The following is a 17,943-nucleotide window of genomic DNA, read 5'->3' as shown; positions in this document are numbered from 1 at the left end:
GGTCCGGCCTTCCAGCGATATGCGGAGCGGTGGCCGAGTGGTCGAAGGCGCTCGCCTGGAAAGTGAGTATACGGCAAAACCGTATCGAGGGTTCGAATCCCTCCCGCTCCGCCATTTTTCATGATCTCCTCTGTTTCCCATCGCTTGACTCGCGCTGCCTGCTGGCCGCAATTAGAACATAACAAGAACAGATATGCGCGAGTCGGTGGATCATCTTGCCCGGGTAAGGCGGCGTATCGCGGGAATCGCGAGGGAAGACCGCAACCGTCCGGATGGCCGCTTTTCGACTGGGCACGAAGAGCTGGATGCGATGTTAGAGGGTGGATTCGCCCGTGCGCGGCTTCATGAATTCTTCGCGCTGGACGTAGGAGATTGCGCGAGCGCGGCCGGGTTTGCGACGATGCTGGCGATCCGGGCAACTGAAACAGAGGCACCCCTGCTCTGGCTTCGCTGCGATGATGCCCGGCGGCGGTCGGGTGATATTTACGCGCCGGGCGTAGCTGAACTGGGCAGCGATCCGAACCGGCTGATTCTTGCGATGGCACCCGATGCGGTTGCGCTGTTGCGAGGGGCAGCGGATGCGGCGCGATGCTCGGGATTACCGGTGCTGGTGGTCGAATGCTGGGGCAAATGCCCAGCGCTAGACCTGACTGCCAGCCGCCGCCTGGCGCTGGCAGCGGAACGGTCGGGAACGACGGTGATCATGCTTCGCGCCGATGCCAAACCTTCGCCGAGCGCGGCGGAAACCCGCTGGGCGGTCCGTGCTGCCAGATCGGCTGGTGAGGCGGGGCTTCCGGCCTTCGAAATCGAATTGCTGCGCCGCCGCTCCGGTCCCGCCGGAATGCGCTGGCATTTGGAGTGGAACCGTGACCAATCCATCTTCCGGGACCCGGCGCTATCTGGCGATCTGGTTTCCCGTTCTTCCCGCGGATCGGCTGCGACGTCAGCCGCCGCCTGATTTTGCGCCCAAACAACCGTTCGCGCTCACCGGCAAAATTAAGGGCTCAATGCGGCTGGTTGCGCTCGACCCCAGCGCAGGACGGCTAGGATTGTCGAGCGGGCTTTCCCTGGCTGATGCACGGGCGCGCGTGCCCGAACTTGCGGTGTTTGATCATGATCCTGCGGCCGACCGGCGCTGGCTGGAGCGGTTGGCGGAAGCCTGCCTGCGCTACACGCCGATGGTTGCGCTCGATCCGCCGGACGGGCTGGTCATGGACATCAGCGGCTGTTCCCATTTGTTCGGCGGCGAGGAGGGTCTGGCGGAGGATACCGGGCGGCGACTGCGGGCAACTGGAATGACGGTCCGGATCGCGGCAGGTAACACATCGGCGGCGGCGCGTGCCCTGGCCCGCAACCCATGGCAGGGAGGCGACGAATGCAAGGCCATCCGCTCCCTTGGCATCACCGCGCTGGAACTGGGCGAGGAAGCGACACAAGCCTTGCTCCGCGCAGGTTTGAAAACGGTCGGCGACATGGCGGTGCGGCCAATGTCGGGGCTTGCCGCGCGGTTCAGCGGCGAGGGGGTCGAGCGGTTGCGGCACCTGCTGGGCGAGGTCGAACGGCCGATTGTTCCGATCAGGCCACCCGCGCCGGTGACGGCCGAGCGCCGATTTGCCGAACCAGTCGCGCACACAGAATACGCCTTGTCCGTCCTGTCCGAACTGGTCGCCGAAGTGGGCGAGGAGATGGGACGCCGGGATATCGGTGGGCGCCGATTCGATGCGACATTTTTCCGTAGTGACGGGATGACGCGAACCCTGTCGGTCGAGACCGGCCGACCGGTTCGCGACGCGAACAGCGTCGTCCGCCTAATTCGCGAGCGGGTCGAAGGGTTGAGCGATCCAATCGATCCCGGCTTTGGCTTCGACGTCATCCGGATCGACGTACCGGTCATCGAACCGCTGGCCGCGGCCCAGTTGAAACTGGAAGGCGGATCGATCAGCGAGATGCAGATGGCGGCACTAATTGACCGTCTTACCACCCGTCTTGGCCGCGACCGCGTGCGTCGCTTGGCACCGGTCGATACCCATATTCCCGAACAGGCGCAGATTGCCCTGCCCGCGGTGGAAGACATGAAGCCCGCCGCGTGGCAAGTGTCGGAGGCCGGTGAACCGCCGTCGCGCCCCTTGCATCTGTTCGATCCGCCTCAGCCAATCGAAGTAATGGCCGAAGTCCCGGACGGCCCGCCGCACCGATTCAAGTGGCGGCAAGGCTTCCACTATATCCGCCTTTTCGAAGGCCCTGAGCGAATCGCTAGCGAATGGTGGCGGCGCAAGGACGGCGCCGTCGACCGGCCAGGCCTGACCCGAGATTATTATCGGGTAGAAGATGCGCGCGGGCGGCGCTTCTGGATATTCCGTCACGGTCTCTATGAGGAGAAAAACAAGCCCGGCTGGTACCTGCATGGTCTGTTTGCGTGAGCGCGCCAGCCTTCGCAGAACTGGTCGCGGCGACCAATTACAGCTTCCTTCGCGGCGCTTCGCATCCGGCCGACATGATAGCACGCGCGATCCAGCTGGGCTTGACTGGCATCGGCATCGCCGACCGCAACACGGTTGCTGGCGTGGTCCGCGCCTGGGTGGCGCTGCGCGAAGGACCGGTTCGCGCCCAAGAGAAGATCAGCGAGGAGCGAACGAGGAGTAGCCGCCCCGCCAAGTTGAAGTCCGAGGAACAGGCGCTGTTCCAGACCGACCTAAAGTTGGTTGTGGGTGCGCGACTGGTGTTCATCGACGGCACCCCGGACATCGTCGCCTATCCGACAAGCCGGCGCGGCTGGGGCCGACTGACGCGGCTGCTGACCGTTGGCAATTTGCGGGCGATCAAGGGAAACTGCATCCTACGGTTCGATGACCTTGCCGCCTTTCACCAGGAACTGGCGCTGATCGTCATGCCGACCTCCAGCGCGGTGGAGCAGGAGACGCATCGAAGTCCGGTTGAGTTCGACCGGTCCGATCCGGGGACCGGACCCCGTCTGGTCGAGGTCAGCCCGCGTACCTTGTTCGATACCCTGGACAGGTTGACGCGGATCGCGCCCGGCCGAGTGTGGCTAGGCCTTTCCATGCCCCGACAGGGCGCCGATGCGCGGCGCGCGGCCCGGCTGGCCGGGACGGCGCAGGAGGCAGGCGTACCATTGCTGGCTACCAACGATGCGCTCTATGCGGAAAGCGCGCAGCGGCCCCTGCACGATATCCTCACCTGTATCCGTGAGGGAACGACGATCCATGCCGCGGGCCGGAAGCTGGAGGCGAACGGCGAGCGACACCTGAAGTCCCCGCTGGAAATGGCCAAGCTGTTCTCGGCCCATCCCGATGCGATCGCCCAGACTCAGCGGCTGCTCGACATGATCGACTTCACGCTCGACCAGCTGCGCTACGAATATCCGCACGAGCCTGTGCCGGAGGGCTGGGACGCCGATGGCTGGTTAGCGCACCTGGCTTGGGAGGCGGCGCACAAGCGTCATGGACCGGTCCTTCCCGAACAGCTGGTCAAGCTGATCGAGGAGGAACTCGAACTGATCCGCGAGCGACGCTACGCATATTATTTCCTGACCGTGCACGACCTGGTCAGGTTTGCACGGGAAGAGTGCACGCCACCGATCCTCTGCCAAGGCCGTGGCTCCGCGGCCAATTCGGCGGTTTGCTTCCTGCTCGGCGTCACCTCGATCGACCCGATGAAGCATGACCTGCTTTTCTCGCGCTTCATCTCCGAGGAACGCGACGAGCCGCCCGACATCGATGTCGATTTCGAGCATGAGCGGCGCGAAGAGGTGATGCAGTATATCTATAGCCGCTATGGGCGGCACCGGGCAGGGATCGCGGCAACCGTCATCCATTACCGGTCACGAAGCACGGTCAGGGAAGTGGCCAAGGCGCTGGGCCTGAGTGAAGACGTGTCCGCGCGCATTGCCTCAACCGTTTGGGGAAGCTGGTCGGGAGACTTGGGCGACGAGCGGATTTCCGAGGCCGGGTTCGACCTCGCCAATCCGCAGATCGTGCGGATGCGGGCTCTTTGCCGCCAACTGCTGGGATCGCCTTTCCCTCGTCACCTGTCGCAACATGTGGGCGGCTATGTGCTGACCGAGGATCGGCTCGACGAAACGGTGCCTCTTCATCATGCGGCGATGGAGAACCGCACGTTCATCGAATGGGACAAGGACGACATCGATGCCTTGGGCCTGATGAAGGTCGACGTGCTGGCGCTGGGGATGCTGACCTGCATCCAGAAATGCTTCGACCTGATGCGTAAGCATGATCTCGGCGATCACACGCTGGAAGTGGATATCGACGCCGCCGATGAGGCAGTGTTCGACATGCTGTGCAAGGGCGACAGCATTGGCGTGTTCCAGGTCGAAAGCCGGGCGCAGATCAACATGCTGCCGAGGCTCAAGCCCCGGACGCTTTATGACCTAACGGTGCAGGTGGCGATCGTCCGGCCAGGCCCGATCGAGGGGGACATGGTCCATCCCTATTTGCGCCGGCGAGCGGGCGTTGATCCGGTCGAATTTCCATCGCCCAAGCCGCCCCATGATCCGAACGAATTGAGAAAGCTGCTGGGTAAGACCTTTGGCGTTCCCCTATTCCAGGAACAGGCAATGAGACTGGCCATCGTCGCCGCCGATTTCACACCTAATGAAGCGAACCGGTTGCGCCGTGCGATGGCAACCTTCCGCCATGTCGGCGGCATGGATGCGTTCAAGGAAAAGCTGGTCGAGGGGATGATCGGGCGCGGTTACGAGCGCGACTTCGCCGAGCGATGCTACAAGCAGATCGAGGGGTTTGGCAGCTACGGATTTCCCGAAAGCCATGCCCTGTCCTTCGCCCGGCTGGTCTACGTGTCGTCGTGGATTAAATGCCATCATCCGGCGGTGTTTGCAGCCGGTATCCTCAATTCGCAGCCGATGGGTTTTTACGCCCCGGCGCAACTGGTGCGCGACGCGATCGAGCACGGCGTCGAGGTGCGCCACGTGGACATCAATACCAGCGACTGGGACTGCACGCTGGAAAAATGCGAGGATGGCAGCCACGCGGTGCGGCTGGGTTTCCGTCAGATGGACGGGTTTCGTTCGGCTTGGGCGGAAGCGTTATGCGCGGCGCGGCAGGAGGGGCCGTTCCGCGACCTGGAAGATTTAGCGCGGCGGGCATCTCTGTCCCGGCCGGCGCTTCGGTTGCTGGCGTCAGCCGATGCCTGCCGATCGGTCGGCTTAGGACGGCGCGAGGCGTTGTGGGAAGCGCGGCGGATGCCGGGCGAGCAACTTCCCTTGTTCGCGGCAGCCGATGCGGAGGAACTGGCCGCTGAGCCTGATGCAATGCTCCCTGCGATGCCGCTCAACGAGCAGGTGGTAGCCGATTACCAGACGCTTCGCCTTTCCTTGAAAGGGCATCCCATGTGCTTCCTGCGCGACCTGTTTCGGTCGGAAGGGGTGTTAAGCTGCGCGGAAACGTCGGCAGCAAAAAACGGGAAACGTGTCCGGACTGCGGGCGTGGTGCTGGTGCGCCAACGGCCGGGCAAGGGCAATGCCGTCTTTATGACCATCGAGGATGAGACGGGGGTCACCAACATCCTCCTTTGGGCAAGCGATTTCGAAAAGCAGCGACGGGCAGTGATGGGATCGCGCCTGATGATGATCGAGGGAGTAGTCCAGCGTAGTAAGGAGGGGATTGTTCACCTGATGGCCAGCCGGATCATCGACCGGACGACTGAACTCGACCGCCTTTCGCAGGCCGACAAGCCGACGATCCCGCTATCACGCGCCGACGAATTCTGGCGGCCGCAGCATCCTCGCGGCCACAGCCACCAGGGGCAGCATCATCCGCACCCGCGCAATGTGCGGATCCTGCCTAAGTCGCGTGATTTCCATTAGGCTTAAAGCGCCTCGATAACCGTCACATTGGCGATGCCGCCGCCCTCGCACATCGTTTGCAGGCCATAGCGCTTACCCCGCGCGCGGATTGCGTGAACAAGCGTCGCCATCAGCTTCGTGCCGCTAGCGCCAAGCGGATGGCCGAGCGCGATCGCTCCACCGTTGACGTTAAGGCGCTCAGGGTTGCCGCCCACTTCCTTCAGCCACGCAAGCGGGACCGGGGCGAACGCCTCGTTCACCTCGTACAGATCAATATCGTCGAGCTTGCGGCCCGACCGCTCGAGCGCGCGCCGCGTCGCCCTGATCGGCTCGTCCAGCATGATCACCGGATCGCCCGCCGTAACGGTGAGATTGTCGATCCTCGCCAGCGGAGTCAGGCCATGCTCTTTCAGAGCGCGCTCCGACACAACCAGCACGCCAGATGCGCCGTCGCACACCTGACTGGCATTGCCAGCGGTAATGACACCATCGGCGGATATGCTTTTGAGGCCGCCAAGCGCCTCCAGGCTGGCATCCGCGCGAATGCCTTCGTCGCGGTCGTGGCGGCGCGCATTGCCTTCCTTGTCGACACCCTCGATGATGACGACTTCGCGATCGAAGGCGCCGCCATCTGCGGCCGCGGCAGCCTTGCGATGGCTGGACAGGGCGAAGCGGTCCAACTCTTCGCGGTCAAACCCATACTTACGCGCCACCATCTCGGCGCCGGTGAACTGGCTGAACTCGTTGACGCCGTAGCGTTCCTTGATCGACGTGGGCCAAGGCCCGATGCCGATGCCCGCCTGCATTGGCAGAATAACCGGCGTTCCCATCGGCACGCGCGTCATGCTTTCGACGCCCGCGGCGATCACCACGTCCTGGGTCCCACTCATCACGGCCTGAGCCGCGAAGTGCAGCGCTTGCTGAGAGCTCCCGCATTGGCGGTCAATGCTTACGGCAGGGACGGTATCGGGCAGTTTAGAGGCCATCACCATGTTCCGGCCGATGTGGAAGCTTTGTTCGCCGACCTGGCTGACGCAGCCGACGATCACATCCTCGATGGCTGCCGGGTCGATGCCGCTGTTCTCGACCAAGGCGTTGAGCACTGCCGCGCCAAGGTCGGCGGGATGCCAATCGCGTAATGCGCCGCCACGACGACCGCCCGCCGTCCGCAAAGCTTCCACTATGTAGGCCTCGGCCATGCTCAGTCTCCGTGGGGGATGGACCAGGCGAGGACAAATCGACCGTCGCTGGCAAGGTTTGAAGGATCCTCGACCAGCCCGCATTCGCCCGCCGCGAGATCATTTACGGGTAGGTCGATGGGCAACACTTGCGCGTCGCGAACGCCTTGGGGAAGCGGAGGCGGTGCGTTGACGCACCAGGCCACTCCGAAATGAGGACCGTCGACCAGCACCACGCTTTCGTCGGCCAGGTGGTGGTCGAGCGGGTGGCTGTGAGGCCGGGCGTGGACGGCATGGGCAGCCTCTTCCAGATGAAGCTCGCGCGGGCGGCCATAGTCGTAAAGCCGATAGGTCAGATCGACCGCCTGCTGGATTTCAAGCACGGTCAGGCCGGGTCCCAATGCGTGCACCGTCCCGGCCGGATTATAGATGAAGTCGCCGCGCTTCGGCTGGCGCCAGTCCATGAGATCGACGATCGAGCCATCTCGAGCAGCTGCCATCAACTCTTTTGCCGGGACGTCACGAACCGTGCCGATCCCCAGTTCCGCGTCGGCGGCTACGTCCAAGACGATCCAGCACTCGTCCTTGCCACGCGGATAGCCGCGCTCGCGGGCGAGTTTGTCATCAGGGTGCACCTGGATCGACAGGCGCTCGGTAGTAAACAGATACTTCGCCATGACATCGAGCATCATTCCGACGGGCGGCTCGAACCAGATTTCGCCAACCTGACGATCTGGATCGACCGCGAAGCGCGGATCGATTCCACACCGCCCCCAAGGCTTGTCGACAATTCGGGTCGTCAGCTTCAGCACGCTATCTTTACTCCATCGCGGCGACGAGTTCCTTTAGGGGAAGGAAGGCAAATCCGATCGAGCTGTCCGAAATGCCATAGGGCATGAACAATTGGGCGCCGACCCGCATCGCACCGCAGGTGTATACGACATTTGGCACATAACCGTTGCGGTCATCGTCCTCCGCTTGAAGTACCGGATGCCGGGTACGCCCGATGATCTTGGACGGATCGTCATGGTCGAGCAGGATTGCACCGATCGAATATTGCCTCATTGCTCCGACGCCGTGCGTCAGGACCAGCCAACCCTCGTCGATTTCGATCGGAGCGCCGCAATTGCCGATCTGGATGAACTCCCACGCATATTTGGGCGTCATCAGCAGCTCGCCGCCGTCCCAACGCGCAAGGTCGTCGGAGCGGAGGAGGAAGAGGTTCTGTCCGTCCTGCCGGCCGACCATCATGTATTGGCCGCCGATCTTCCGCGGGAAAAGGGCCATGCCCTTGTTGCGGGCCGCATCGCCGGCCATTGGGATGAGGTCGATTTCGCGGAAGTTTGCGGTCCGCATCAGTTCCGAGCGGATGTCCCGGCCGGAATAGGCAGTGTAAGTGCCGATATATTCCTGCCGTCCGTCATCGTGAGTGAAATGAGTTAGCCGCAGATCTTCAAGCCCGTTTGCTTGCGCGGGCGTCACGGGAAAGATCACCATTCCCGAAGGATTGGTGTCTTCTTGCCGATAAACGGTGATGGGTCCATCGCATTGGGCGCAGTCGAGGTGCGGTGCATCGACCGCCGTCGCGAAGGGGGGTTCTGGCTGGAGCTCGAACGCACCGTTGGCACCGACCAGCCCCTCGCGAAAAGCGATTGAACTGATGTGCCCTTCGCCCACGGCGCGAAGCGACATGATGATCCGCACTGTAGTCGGATCCAGTCCGCTCTGGTCGGGATGCGGCACAACGCTGGGGTTCATCAGCGCCGCGGCAGCGTAGCTATATTCGTGACAGAAATAGGCGCCGATGAGCTGCTTGCGCTTATCCCCGATCCCTTCGAGGGAAAGGTCGAGCATCTCGCAAATTTGGTCGAAGCGGCGAAGGAACACTTTGCGGGTCTGCCAATGGCGTCGCTCGAAATCCCGCATGACGGTGCCCAGCTGCTGACCAACCTCACGATCGTTGAGCGAAAGAACCGCCGTCACCAGCCGCTGGGCACGTCCCGGCTCGGACTTGGTACCCTGCCAAGCCAAGTGAAAGGGGCGAACGACGACACGCGAAGGGTCCGCTTTGAGCCGGAGCGGATGAAGCTTGGACTGGATCATGGGCCTTTAATGGAGCGCGAGTGGCCTCGCTTCTGCGTCCATGGCGTCGTCCTGTCCACCCCGGACGGGCTTTCCAAAGCGCTGCATCGACTGTGCCGCCAGATGAAGCGAAAGGATCGATTCCGCCCCCTGATTGCGATTGATGCCGGTTGCCATCAGTCCGTCGCAACAGCTTCCGTCGGACGGGTCGGCAATCGGCACGCCTGCGTCATTGTCGCCAAAGAACCAACCGAAGACCTGTCGCGCGACGTCATGCCAGCGCCTTTCGCCCGTTGCCTCGAAGGCAGCTGATGCGGCCGCGATCGTTGCGGCCGCTTCCAGCGGTTGCTGGTCGAAGGCCAGCGGCGGCTGGTAAGGCCGCCCAAAACCGTTCGACCCAATCGGCCGGAACTTGCTGCGCGGGCCGGTCTGCCTGCCGATGAGCCATTCGAGCGTGCGCAGCCCAAGTTCAACCGGTCGTGAATCGCCGAGCGCTTGCCCGGACCGGATCAGCGCTTCAGGAAGTCGGGCGTTATCATAGGCGAGCACGGGTTCGAACCAGTCCCAGCCCGCGCGCGAAGCCTGGCCATGAAGCTTCGTCAGTTGCTCTGCGGAATGGCGCATAAGCGGCGCCGCTAGCGGATGCTCGCTGAACTCCGCAGCACCAAGGGCAGAGATTGCTGCCGCTCGCGGTGAATGAAGCGCAGCCAGATGCGGCGCGCTTTCCTCGAACAAATGACGGGCCCAGCTTCGGATTCCGGGGTCATCAGCCTTTGTAGCAAAGCCGAGTGCCCACAGCGTCCGCCCGTTGCTGTCCTCAGACCCCTCTGGCTCGAGCCATCGGCGATCGTAGGACATGAAGTTGCGAAATCGGCCAATATCCCTGTTCCAGCCATGCTGGACGAACGCCGCATAGGTGAAGGCAAGCGAACGCGCCTCGTCGTCGTTCCGGCCCACCATCACCATTAGCGCCCGCGCGTTGTCATCGATGCAATAGCCGTGATCGCGGTCCGGTACCGCAAGCCGCGCGTGCTGCGCCATGCCGACCGGATCGGTCATTCGCGTGATCGCATTGAGCGGAAGTAGGGATGGGGAGGGTGAGGCCGGTGCTTTAACGCCTTCTGGCCGGCGGCGAACCGCCAATGGTGCGAGTGCTCGCTCGACGACCTTTGGCCATAGCATCGTCCTACCGCGCCCATAGGCAGCACGGGAAAGCGCCGCGCGGCGCTCATCGTCATCGAGTAGGGCTGTCACGGCAGTGGCCAGTGCTTTCGGATCGGCCGGCGGCACCAGCACGCCATGATCGTCAGCCAAGATTTCGCGGGCATGGACATAGGGAGTCGATACGACCGGCTTCCCGACCGCCACGGCGTAGCTGAGCGTGCCGGATGTCACTTGGTTCATGTTGAGATAGGGCGTGATGTAGACGTCGCTCGCCTGCAGCATGTCGAGCAGCTGTTCCTGCTCAACAAAGGCATCGACGAAGATCAGCCGGTCGGCGATGCCCAGCTCAACGGCCCGATCCTCCAAAGATCGCCGATGGGCTTCGCCCTCGTGCCGGACGAGGTTGGGATGGGTCGCGCCGACGACGGCATAAGTTGCGTCCGGGTGTTTGGCGAGGATCGCCGGCATTGCCTCGATCATGTGCCGAATGCCCTTGTCCGGAGCGAGCAAGCCAAAGGTCATCAGCACCTTGCTGCCGGCCCAGCCAAAGCGTTCCTTCATATCGTCCGGCCGGCAGAGCGGACGATCGGGCACCCCATGCGGGATGATGTGCATGCGGCGGGGATCGACGCTATATCGCCGCCGCAATATCTCGGCGCCTCGGCTGGCCATCACGATCACCGCTTCGGCGCGAGCCAGGAGCCGACGCAAAACGACGTCTTCCTCGTCAGAGGGAGTGTCGGTCACCGTGTGCAAGGTAATGATCAGCGGCAGCCGCGACGCCTCCAGCAATTCGAGGATATGTGAACCGGCAGGACCGCCAAAAATGCCAAACTCATGCTGAAGCCAAATAGCCTCTGCTCCGCTGGCGTCGATTTTCGCAGCGCTTGATCGGTGCGCGGCAGCATCGGTTGCGGCGATAGTCCGGATATCACAGGCGTACGTGACGCCTGACCCGTCGTCCATGGCGTAATGGTCGAGGACCAAGGCCGGGTATCGGTCGCGAAGCGCATCGGCGACGTGGGTAGTAAACGTTGCCAGGCCGCATTTGCGAGGCAAGGCGTTGCCGATGAGTGCCAGATGCCTGATAGGGCAAGACTGCCTGCCGGGCGATGGTGGATCGTCCGCAATGGGCTGCAAGATGTCGATGTCGAGCGTCACGCCTCGGCCTCCATGGGAACAGGGGGGTGTCCGCCAGATCGGGACTCACCCCGTTTCCTCAACGCTCCCATCATACCATGGGTTGCACACCGTTTCGCATCTGCACAAAAAAATTCGCCGCGATGCGAAATCGGGTCGCCGCGTTTGCCTAGGCGACCTCTCCCGCCGCAACCGCGCTCGACCAGGCCCATTGGAAATTATAGCCGCCGAGCCAGCCGGTGACGTCCACAGCCTCGCCGATAATAAATAGACCCGGGATCTTTTTGCACTCCATTGTGCGGGAGGACAACTCGTCGCTTGAGATACCGCCGACGGTGACTTCCGCCTTGGCATAGCCTTCGCTGCCGTTCGGCCGGAATGCCCAGCGGTGAAGTGTCTCCTCGGCCAACGCCAACGTGCGGTCGGTGATCCCTCCCACCGCCCCAGAGATATTGAGCCGCTCTGCCAGGGCCGCGGCCAAGCGTGACGGCAGCGATTGCTCCAGCAGTCGCAAGATCGACTGGCGGGGGTCATCGCGTTTCGTCGCCGCCAGCCAGCCGCTCCGGGAGTCTGGCAGGAAATCAATGAAGACCGGCTCACCGTTCCGCCAGTAGCTGGAAACCTGCAGAATAGCCGGACCCGACAGGCCGCGATGCGTGAACAGGGCAGCCTCCCGGAAGGAGGGACTCTGTCCGGCATGAGCGACGACCTCAGTCGCGACGCCCGACAGTGTCCGGAACAGCGCTTCGTCGCCAGACAGGGTTAGGGGCACGAGCGCCGGGCGCGGCTCGACCAGTTTCAGCCCCATCGACTTGGCCAGTGCATAGACAAAACCGGTTGCGCCCATTTTCGGGATAGACGGGCCACCAGTAGCGAGAATCAGAGCAGGGGCCTCCGCGGAGCGGTCGTTACAGCGGATGCTAAAGGCAGCCCCATTTCGTTCGACAGTCGCCGGGTGGCCCAGCCACAGCTCTACGGCGGCTTCGCTGCACTCCTTCCACAAAAGGTCGACGATTTGCCGCGCGGACCCGTCGCAAAAGAGCTGGCCGAGCGTTTTCTCGTGCCAAGCGATCCCGTGTCGTTCGACCAGGTCGAGGAAGTCGTACTGCGTATAGCGGGCCAGTGCGGACTTCATGAAATGCGGGTTGGCCGAGATATAACGGTCCGGTGCAGCGTAAAGATTGGTGAAGTTGCACCGTCCACCGCCGGAGATCAGGATTTTCTTGCCCGGCTCGTCCGCATGATCGACCAACAGCACGCGTCGGCCTCGCTTTCCCGCCACGCGCGCGGCCATCATGCCGGCGGCCCCGGCGCCTAGTATGATGACATCGAATCGTTGCACGGCGCTGCAAGATACGGCGCGCGGCATCCGGTCAAGCGCTGCGTTAACGCCCACGCGCTCTCCCCAAGCTTGGCAGGTTACGCTAGAGCGCCAACCGATGAGCGCGACCTTGGTCTCCAACGATGGCTGGTTTCCTGCGAGCTGGCGAACCCGGCCGGTGCGCCAGATGCCGCCCTATGCCGATGAGTTCGTAGTTCGAAGTGTCGAAGCGCGACTGTCGGGCGCGGCGCCAGTCGTCTCCAGCGAGGATTGCGGGCGTCTGCGCGACCGGATGGCCGGTCTGGCCGGGGGCAGCGGCTTCTTGCTGCAAGGCGGAGATTGTGCGGAGAGCTTTGATGATCCGGTTGCCGAGCAGGTTGCCGGGATCACTGGACTTTTCGACGCCATGGCTGAGGTCTTGTCGCCCGCGATCGGCGGGCCGCTAATTGAGGTGGCGAGGATCGCCGGCCAGTTTGCGAAGCCGCGCAGCGCGTCTACCGAAGAGCATGACGGCGTGGTGCTCCCTGCCTATCGCGGCGACATCGTCAACGGGATTACCTTCGATGCCACTGCACGCCGCGCCGACCCGGGCCGGATGATCAGGGCGCACATGCAGTCGGTCGGAACGGCGGCCAGCCTAGCGGCTATGCGGGATGCAGCCTCGCCAATTTATACGAGCCACGAAGCGCTGCTGCTCCCGTATGAAGAGGCGCTGACACGGCGCGATCCATCGGGGCGCTGGTGGGCGACGTCAGGTCATATGCTGTGGCTTGGCGACCGGACGCGGCAGGTTGACGGCGCCCATGTCGAACATCTTCGCGGTATCGAGAATGTAGTTGGCGTGAAATGTGGTCCGGATCTCGGCGGCGACGAGCTAGTGCGGTTGGTCGATCGCCTCGACCCGCGCAACCGACCCGGTAAGCTGGTGATGATTGGGCGGTTCGGCGCACGGCAAATTGCGGATGCGCTGCCGCCTTTGCTGCGGGCCTTGCAGCGCGAGGGCCGGTCGGTTGTCTGGACCATCGATCCGATGCACGGGAACACGTCGATAAGCGGCAAGCGTAAGGTCCGGCGACTACCTGACATCCTGGCCGAGATTGACGCCTTTTTCGCAATTACCCGCGCAGAGTGCATCCACGGCGCCGGCATCCACTTGGAAATGAGCGCACTTGACGTAACCGAGTGCATCGGCGGGCGGGGACCGGCGTCGATCGACGAGCTGGAAAAAAACTGGCTGACTGCCTGCGATCCAAGACTCAATGCACGGCAGGCCGTCGACTTGGCCGCCCATGTCGCGGAACTGCTTGCTTGAACCTTGTTGCGAGACCGTGTCGTGCCCTGACCGGCGAGGTATCGATCCCCGGCGACAAAAGTTGTTCCCATCGCGCTCTAATCCTGGGTGCGATTGCAGACGGGAAAACCCGGATTCGCGGCCTCCTGGAAAGCAGCGACGTCCTATCCACAATAGCCGCCCTGCGGGCCTTGGGCGTACAGATTGAAAAGTGCGGGAAAGGCGAATGGGTCGTGAACGGTGGTCAATGGTCGACGCCAGCCGATGCTGTTGACTGCGGCAATAGCGGCACGTCGGCACGTCTGCTAATCGGTGCACTTTCCAGCATGCCGGGTGTCTCCGCGACCGTCACCGGCGATTCTTCCTTGTCGTCGCGGCCGATGGCCCGCTTGACCGGACCGCTGGTGCAAATGGGGGCGCGCATCGATGGCGGCGACCGGCTGCCGCTAAGCGTTCATGGCGGGCGGCTGGGCGGTATCGAGCATCGCAACGTCCCGCCATCGGCGCAGGTGAAGTCAGCGGTCTTGATCGCCGGACTGTCGACCAATGCTCCGGTTCGCATCGTCGAGCCGGTGCCGAGCCGGGACCATACCGAAATCATGCTGGCGGCCTTCGGTTGCCCGGTCAGCGTCGACGACACGCCCGGCGGCTGGGTCATTACCCTTGGTAATCAAAGGCGTCTTCTCGGTTGCGATCTGACCATAGGCGCCGATCCCTCATCCGCCGCCTTCCCGCTCGTCGCGGCGGCCATTGCTCCTGGGTCGGACGTGTTGGTGAGGGGGATGCTCGTCAATCCGCTGCGGACCGGGCTGTACGAAACGCTGGAGTCCATGGGTGCGGATATCGAATTGTCCAACGAGCGGATCCAGTCGGGCGAGATCGTCGCAGACATCCGGCTGCGCTACGCGCCGCTTCGCGCGTGCCACGTCCGCGCCGACCGCATCTCGGCCATGATCGACGAGATCCCTGCGCTGTCGGTTGCCTGCGCCTTCGCGGACGGGGAAAGCGTCATCGAGGGCCTGTCGGAACTTCGAGTGAAAGAAAGCGATCGGCTTGGTAGGATTGTGGCCGGGCTGACTGCCTGCGGCGTGGTGGCTCTTGCCGATGGGGACGCTCTACGCATTTTCGGTCGCGGCCGCGCGCGGGGCGGCGCGCGCATTACGACGCACGGCGATCACCGGATTGCGATGGCCTTCCTCATGCTCGGGCTTGGTGCGAGCAATCCGGTGGAGGTTGACGAGGCGGCGATGATCGCCACCAGTTTTCCGGACTTCACTGATACGATGCGCGGCATCGGGGCTGATATCGAATGAGCATCAACAGCTTCGGACACCTTTTTCGGCTGACGACTTGGGGCGAAAGCCATGGGCCGGCAATCGGCTGCGTGGTCGATGGTTGTCCTCCGGGTCTGACGCTGGATGATGCCCAGGTGCAGCGGTTGCTGGACCTTCGGCGGCCGGGCACTTCGACGATGGTCTCGCCTCGGCAAGAGCCAGACCGCGTTCGAATCCTGTCGGGCGTGTATGATGGCCGGACAACCGGTACGCCGATCGCGATGATGATCGACAATGTCGATGCTCGCAGCGCAGATTACCCGAAGGATGCGCCGCATCGGCTGGGGCATGCCGATTTTACTTACGATACAAAATATGGCTTTCGCGATCCGCGAGGCGGTGGCCGTGCATCGGCGCGGGAGACGGCAATGCGGGTCGCAGGCGGGTCGGTTGCGCGGCTGGTGATCCCTGAAGTCGAAATTACGGCGCGCGTCGTAGAAATCGGTGGAGAGGCCGACGAAGCGCGCTGGGCGGCGATGCTCGATCAGGCGCGGGCCCATAGCGACAGCCTTGGCGCGGTCATCGAATGCGTGGCGACGGGTGTGCCCGCCGGATGGGGAGCCCCGGTCTATGCCAAGCTAGACGCCGAGCTGGCCGGGGCATGCATGGGGATCAACGCGGTCAAGGGCGTGGAGATCGGCGAGGGCTTTGCGGCGGGCCGCGCAAGGGGGAAAGAAAGCCTGGATGCTACGCGCACAAGTGGCATCGATGGGGGGATTTCGACCGGACAGCCGATCGTGATCCGTCTGGCCTTCAAACCAACCTCGAGCATTGGAATCGGCGGTCGGCATGACCCCTGTGTAGGAATTCGCGGGGCGCCGGTGGTCGAGGCGATGGTGGCGCTGGTCCTGGCCGACCAAAAGCTGCTGCACCGTGGCCAGTGCGGCTAGTGGCACTTGAAGCGGTCAAAGGGTTCCAAGCAGTCGCGGCAACGCCACTGGGCTTTGCACGGCGTGGAACCGAAGCGGCTAATTTCTTCTGTATTGGCTGATCCGCAGCGAGGACAGGTGGCGGTCTTTGCCGGGTCGGGCGGCGCGATACCGTAGGCGGCAAGCTTCTCGCGGCCGACCTGGCTGATCCAGTCGGTCGTCCAGGGCGGCGACAAGACCGTTTCGATAGCGACCGTGCTAAAGCCCGACGCGTTAAGCGCTTCGCGGATCGATTGTTCGATCACCTGCGTCGCGGGGCAGCCGGAGTAGGTTGGGGTAATCACGACCTTGCCGTCGTGGACGGCGCGGACGATGCCAAGGTCGACGATCGATAGTGCCGGGATTTCGGGATCGGGAACGCCTTCCAGCACGGACCAGATGGCGGCCGGATCCATTACACCCGCTCCAGCGCCAGCGCGATCCCCTGGCCGACCCCAATGCACATGGTGGCGATCGCTCGGTTCGATCCGCTGCGCTGCAGTTCCTCGGTCGCGGTCAGGGCGAGGCGTGCGCCAGACATCCCGAGCGGATGGCCGAGGGCGATCGCGCCCCCGTTCGGATTTACATGGCTGGCGTCGTCGGCAAGTCCGAGCTGGCGCATGACGGCCAGACCCTGCGCGGCAAAGGCTTCATTCAGTTCGACGATGTCGATGTCACCGATAGTGAGTCCGAGCCGCTCCAGCAGCTTGAGGCTGGCCGGGGCCGGGCCAATGCCCATGATGCGCGGCGGGACACCCGCTACCGCGGCTCCGAGGACTTTAGCGCGAGGCGTGAGGCCATAGCGTTCGATGGCTTTGCGCGACGCGATGATCAGCGCGGCAGCGCCGTCGTTGACGCCGCTGGCGTTGCCAGCGGTGATCGACCCGCCCTCGCGGACGATGGGCTTCAGCGCTGCGAGCTTGTCGACGCTGGTTTCGCGCGGATGCTCGTCACGGTCGACGACCACCGGATCGCCCTTGCGTTGCGGAATCATCACCGGGACGATTTCGGCAGCAAGGCGGCCATTGGCTTGGGCAGCGGCGGCGCGGCGCTGGCTCTCGGCGGCGAAGCGGTCCTGGTCGTCGCGGCTGATTTGGAACTCGTCGGCAACGTTTTCGGCCGTTTCGGGCATGGAATCGATGCCGAACTCGGCCTTGAGCTGCTTGTTGACGAAGCGCCAGCCGATGGTCGTGTCATAGATGGCATTGGCGCGGCCAAAGGCACTTTCCGCCTTGGGCATAACGAACGGCGCGCGGGTCATGCTTTCGACGCCCCCGGCGATCATCAAATTGGCTTCGCCTGCCTTGATCGCGCGTGCAGCCATTGCGACCGCGTCGAGACCCGATCCGCACAGGCGATTGACTGTGGTTCCAGGCGCGGTGTCGCCGAGGCCCGCGAGCAGCGCCGCCATACGGGCCACGTTGCGATTATCCTCTCCCGCCTGGTTGGCACAACCGAGGATGACATCGTCGAGCGCCGCCCAGTCCACGCCAGGATTGCGCTCTTTCAGGGCGCGCAGCGGGATGGCAGCGAGATCGTCCGGCCGGACGTCTTTCAGCGCCCCGGCGTAGCGGCCGATGGGCGTCCGGATAGCGTCGCAGATGAAGGCGTCGGTCATTCGGCAACCCTACTCCGGCCCGAAGAGAAGTCGCGCCGTCGGTCCTGTCTCGCGACGCGCGCAGGCCG

13 protein-coding genes and 1 tRNA gene are annotated in these 17,943 nt (G+C 63.6%); 7 read left to right on the top strand and 7 right to left on the bottom strand.

All coding sequences use genetic code 11. The annotated features are described in order from the left end of the window. Window positions 1–23: 23 nt before the first annotated feature. From D3M59_RS11605 to D3M59_RS11595, 4 genes are all read left to right on the top strand, one after another. A tRNA-Ser gene (locus D3M59_RS11605) sits at window positions 24–114 on the top strand. A 79-nt stretch (window positions 115–193) separates the two neighbouring features. Beyond that, window positions 194–958, top strand: a complete 765-nt coding sequence (locus D3M59_RS12290; RefSeq protein WP_233543250.1) for an ImuA family protein — start codon at window positions 194–196, stop codon at window positions 956–958. After that, window positions 867–2,420 carry a Y-family DNA polymerase gene (locus tag D3M59_RS11600; RefSeq protein WP_267896966.1) on the top strand — a complete coding sequence of 518 codons (1,554 nt, stop codon included), beginning with the start codon at window positions 867–869 and terminating at the stop codon, window positions 2,418–2,420. The genes D3M59_RS12290 and D3M59_RS11600 overlap by 92 nt, the downstream gene beginning before the upstream one ends. After that, window positions 2,417–5,860, top strand: a complete 3,444-nt coding sequence (locus tag D3M59_RS11595; RefSeq protein ID WP_119533842.1) for an error-prone DNA polymerase — start codon at window positions 2,417–2,419, stop codon at window positions 5,858–5,860. The genes D3M59_RS11600 and D3M59_RS11595 overlap by 4 nt, the downstream gene beginning before the upstream one ends. Before the next feature lie 2 nt (window positions 5,861–5,862). Here the strand turns inward: D3M59_RS11595 and D3M59_RS11590 are convergent, their stop codons facing one another. From D3M59_RS11590 to D3M59_RS11570, 5 genes are all read right to left on the bottom strand, one after another. Continuing rightward, entirely contained in the window at window positions 5,863–7,038 is a 1,176-nt protein-coding gene (locus tag D3M59_RS11590; RefSeq protein ID WP_119533841.1) for an acetyl-CoA C-acetyltransferase, read from the bottom strand. A gap of 2 nt (window positions 7,039–7,040) precedes the next feature. Further along, window positions 7,041–7,829: a class I mannose-6-phosphate isomerase gene (locus D3M59_RS11585; RefSeq protein ID WP_119533840.1), complete on the bottom strand. Its 789-nt coding sequence runs from the start codon at window positions 7,827–7,829 to the stop codon at window positions 7,041–7,043. A 7-nt stretch (window positions 7,830–7,836) separates the two neighbouring features. Then, complete coding sequence (locus tag D3M59_RS11580) at window positions 7,837–9,120, bottom strand: glycoside hydrolase family 130 protein (RefSeq protein ID WP_119533839.1); 1,284 nt, start codon at window positions 9,118–9,120, stop codon at window positions 7,837–7,839. A 6-nt stretch (window positions 9,121–9,126) separates the two neighbouring features. Next, window positions 9,127–11,424: a glycosyltransferase family 4 protein gene (locus tag D3M59_RS11575; RefSeq protein WP_233543248.1), complete on the bottom strand. Its 2,298-nt coding sequence runs from the start codon at window positions 11,422–11,424 to the stop codon at window positions 9,127–9,129. Between the two features lie 148 nt (window positions 11,425–11,572). After that, the gene (locus D3M59_RS11570) at window positions 11,573–12,772 is read right to left on the bottom strand and encodes a BaiN/RdsA family NAD(P)/FAD-dependent oxidoreductase (protein ID WP_119533901.1); all 1,200 of its coding nucleotides are present in this window, start codon (window positions 12,770–12,772) and stop codon (window positions 11,573–11,575) included. 70 nt (window positions 12,773–12,842) lie between these two features. Between D3M59_RS11570 and D3M59_RS11565 the strand changes: the two genes are divergently transcribed. The 3 genes from D3M59_RS11565 to D3M59_RS11555 are packed head-to-tail and all read left to right on the top strand — an operon-like array spanning window position 12,843 to window position 16,239. Beyond that, window positions 12,843–14,036 (top strand): 3-deoxy-7-phosphoheptulonate synthase, encoded by a 1,194-nt coding sequence (locus D3M59_RS11565; RefSeq protein ID WP_119533838.1) that lies wholly within the window; start codon window positions 12,843–12,845, stop codon window positions 14,034–14,036. Continuing rightward, window positions 14,033–15,328 carry a 3-phosphoshikimate 1-carboxyvinyltransferase gene (gene aroA, locus D3M59_RS11560; RefSeq protein ID WP_119533837.1) on the top strand — a complete coding sequence of 432 codons (1,296 nt, stop codon included), beginning with the start codon at window positions 14,033–14,035 and terminating at the stop codon, window positions 15,326–15,328. The genes D3M59_RS11565 and aroA overlap by 4 nt, the downstream gene beginning before the upstream one ends. After that, the gene (locus D3M59_RS11555) at window positions 15,325–16,239 is read left to right on the top strand and encodes a chorismate synthase (RefSeq protein ID WP_119533836.1); all 915 of its coding nucleotides are present in this window, start codon (window positions 15,325–15,327) and stop codon (window positions 16,237–16,239) included. The genes aroA and D3M59_RS11555 overlap by 4 nt, the downstream gene beginning before the upstream one ends. Here the strand turns inward: D3M59_RS11555 and paaD are convergent. Together paaD and pcaF are read right to left on the bottom strand one after the other, a co-directional pair. Continuing rightward, the gene (paaD, locus tag D3M59_RS11550) at window positions 16,236–16,673 is read right to left on the bottom strand and encodes a 1,2-phenylacetyl-CoA epoxidase subunit PaaD (protein ID WP_119533835.1); all 438 of its coding nucleotides are present in this window, start codon (window positions 16,671–16,673) and stop codon (window positions 16,236–16,238) included. The two genes, D3M59_RS11555 and paaD, sit on opposite strands and share 4 nt — an antisense overlap. Then, a complete protein-coding gene (gene pcaF / locus D3M59_RS11545) occupies window positions 16,673–17,875 on the bottom strand; it encodes a 3-oxoadipyl-CoA thiolase (RefSeq protein ID WP_119533834.1) in 1,203 nt (400 codons plus the stop codon). Before pcaF ends, paaD begins: the two co-directional genes overlap by 1 nt. Window positions 17,876–17,943 lie beyond the last annotated feature (68 nt).

Origin of the sequence: Sphingomonas edaphi, assembly GCF_003583725.1 — a bacterium.
In the GTDB taxonomy this organism is placed as follows: domain Bacteria; phylum Pseudomonadota; class Alphaproteobacteria; order Sphingomonadales; family Sphingomonadaceae; genus Sphingomicrobium; species Sphingomicrobium edaphi.
Note: the sequence above shows the minus strand (reverse complement) of the source record. Positions and strands in the feature narration are given on the sequence as shown.

What these genes read in the sequence shown, in the direction of transcription:
- D3M59_RS12290 (WP_233543250.1), top strand. Translation starts at nt 194, where the DNA reads ATGCGCGAGTCGGTGGATCATCTTGCCCGGGTAAGGCGGCGTATCGCG.
- D3M59_RS11590 (WP_119533841.1), bottom strand. Translation starts at nt 7,038, where the DNA reads ATGGCCGAGGCCTACATAGTGGAAGCTTTGCGGACGGCGGGCGGTCGT.
- D3M59_RS11580 (WP_119533839.1), bottom strand. Translation starts at nt 9,120, where the DNA reads ATGATCCAGTCCAAGCTTCATCCGCTCCGGCTCAAAGCGGACCCTTCG.
- D3M59_RS11570 (WP_119533901.1), bottom strand. Translation starts at nt 12,772, where the DNA reads ATGCCGCGCGCCGTATCTTGCAGCGCCGTGCAACGATTCGATGTCATC.
- D3M59_RS11565 (WP_119533838.1), top strand. Translation starts at nt 12,843, where the DNA reads ATGAGCGCGACCTTGGTCTCCAACGATGGCTGGTTTCCTGCGAGCTGG.
- D3M59_RS11555 (WP_119533836.1), top strand. Translation starts at nt 15,325, where the DNA reads ATGAGCATCAACAGCTTCGGACACCTTTTTCGGCTGACGACTTGGGGC.
- paaD (WP_119533835.1), bottom strand. Translation starts at nt 16,673, where the DNA reads ATGGATCCGGCCGCCATCTGGTCCGTGCTGGAAGGCGTTCCCGATCCC.
- pcaF (WP_119533834.1), bottom strand. Translation starts at nt 17,875, where the DNA reads ATGACCGACGCCTTCATCTGCGACGCTATCCGGACGCCCATCGGCCGC.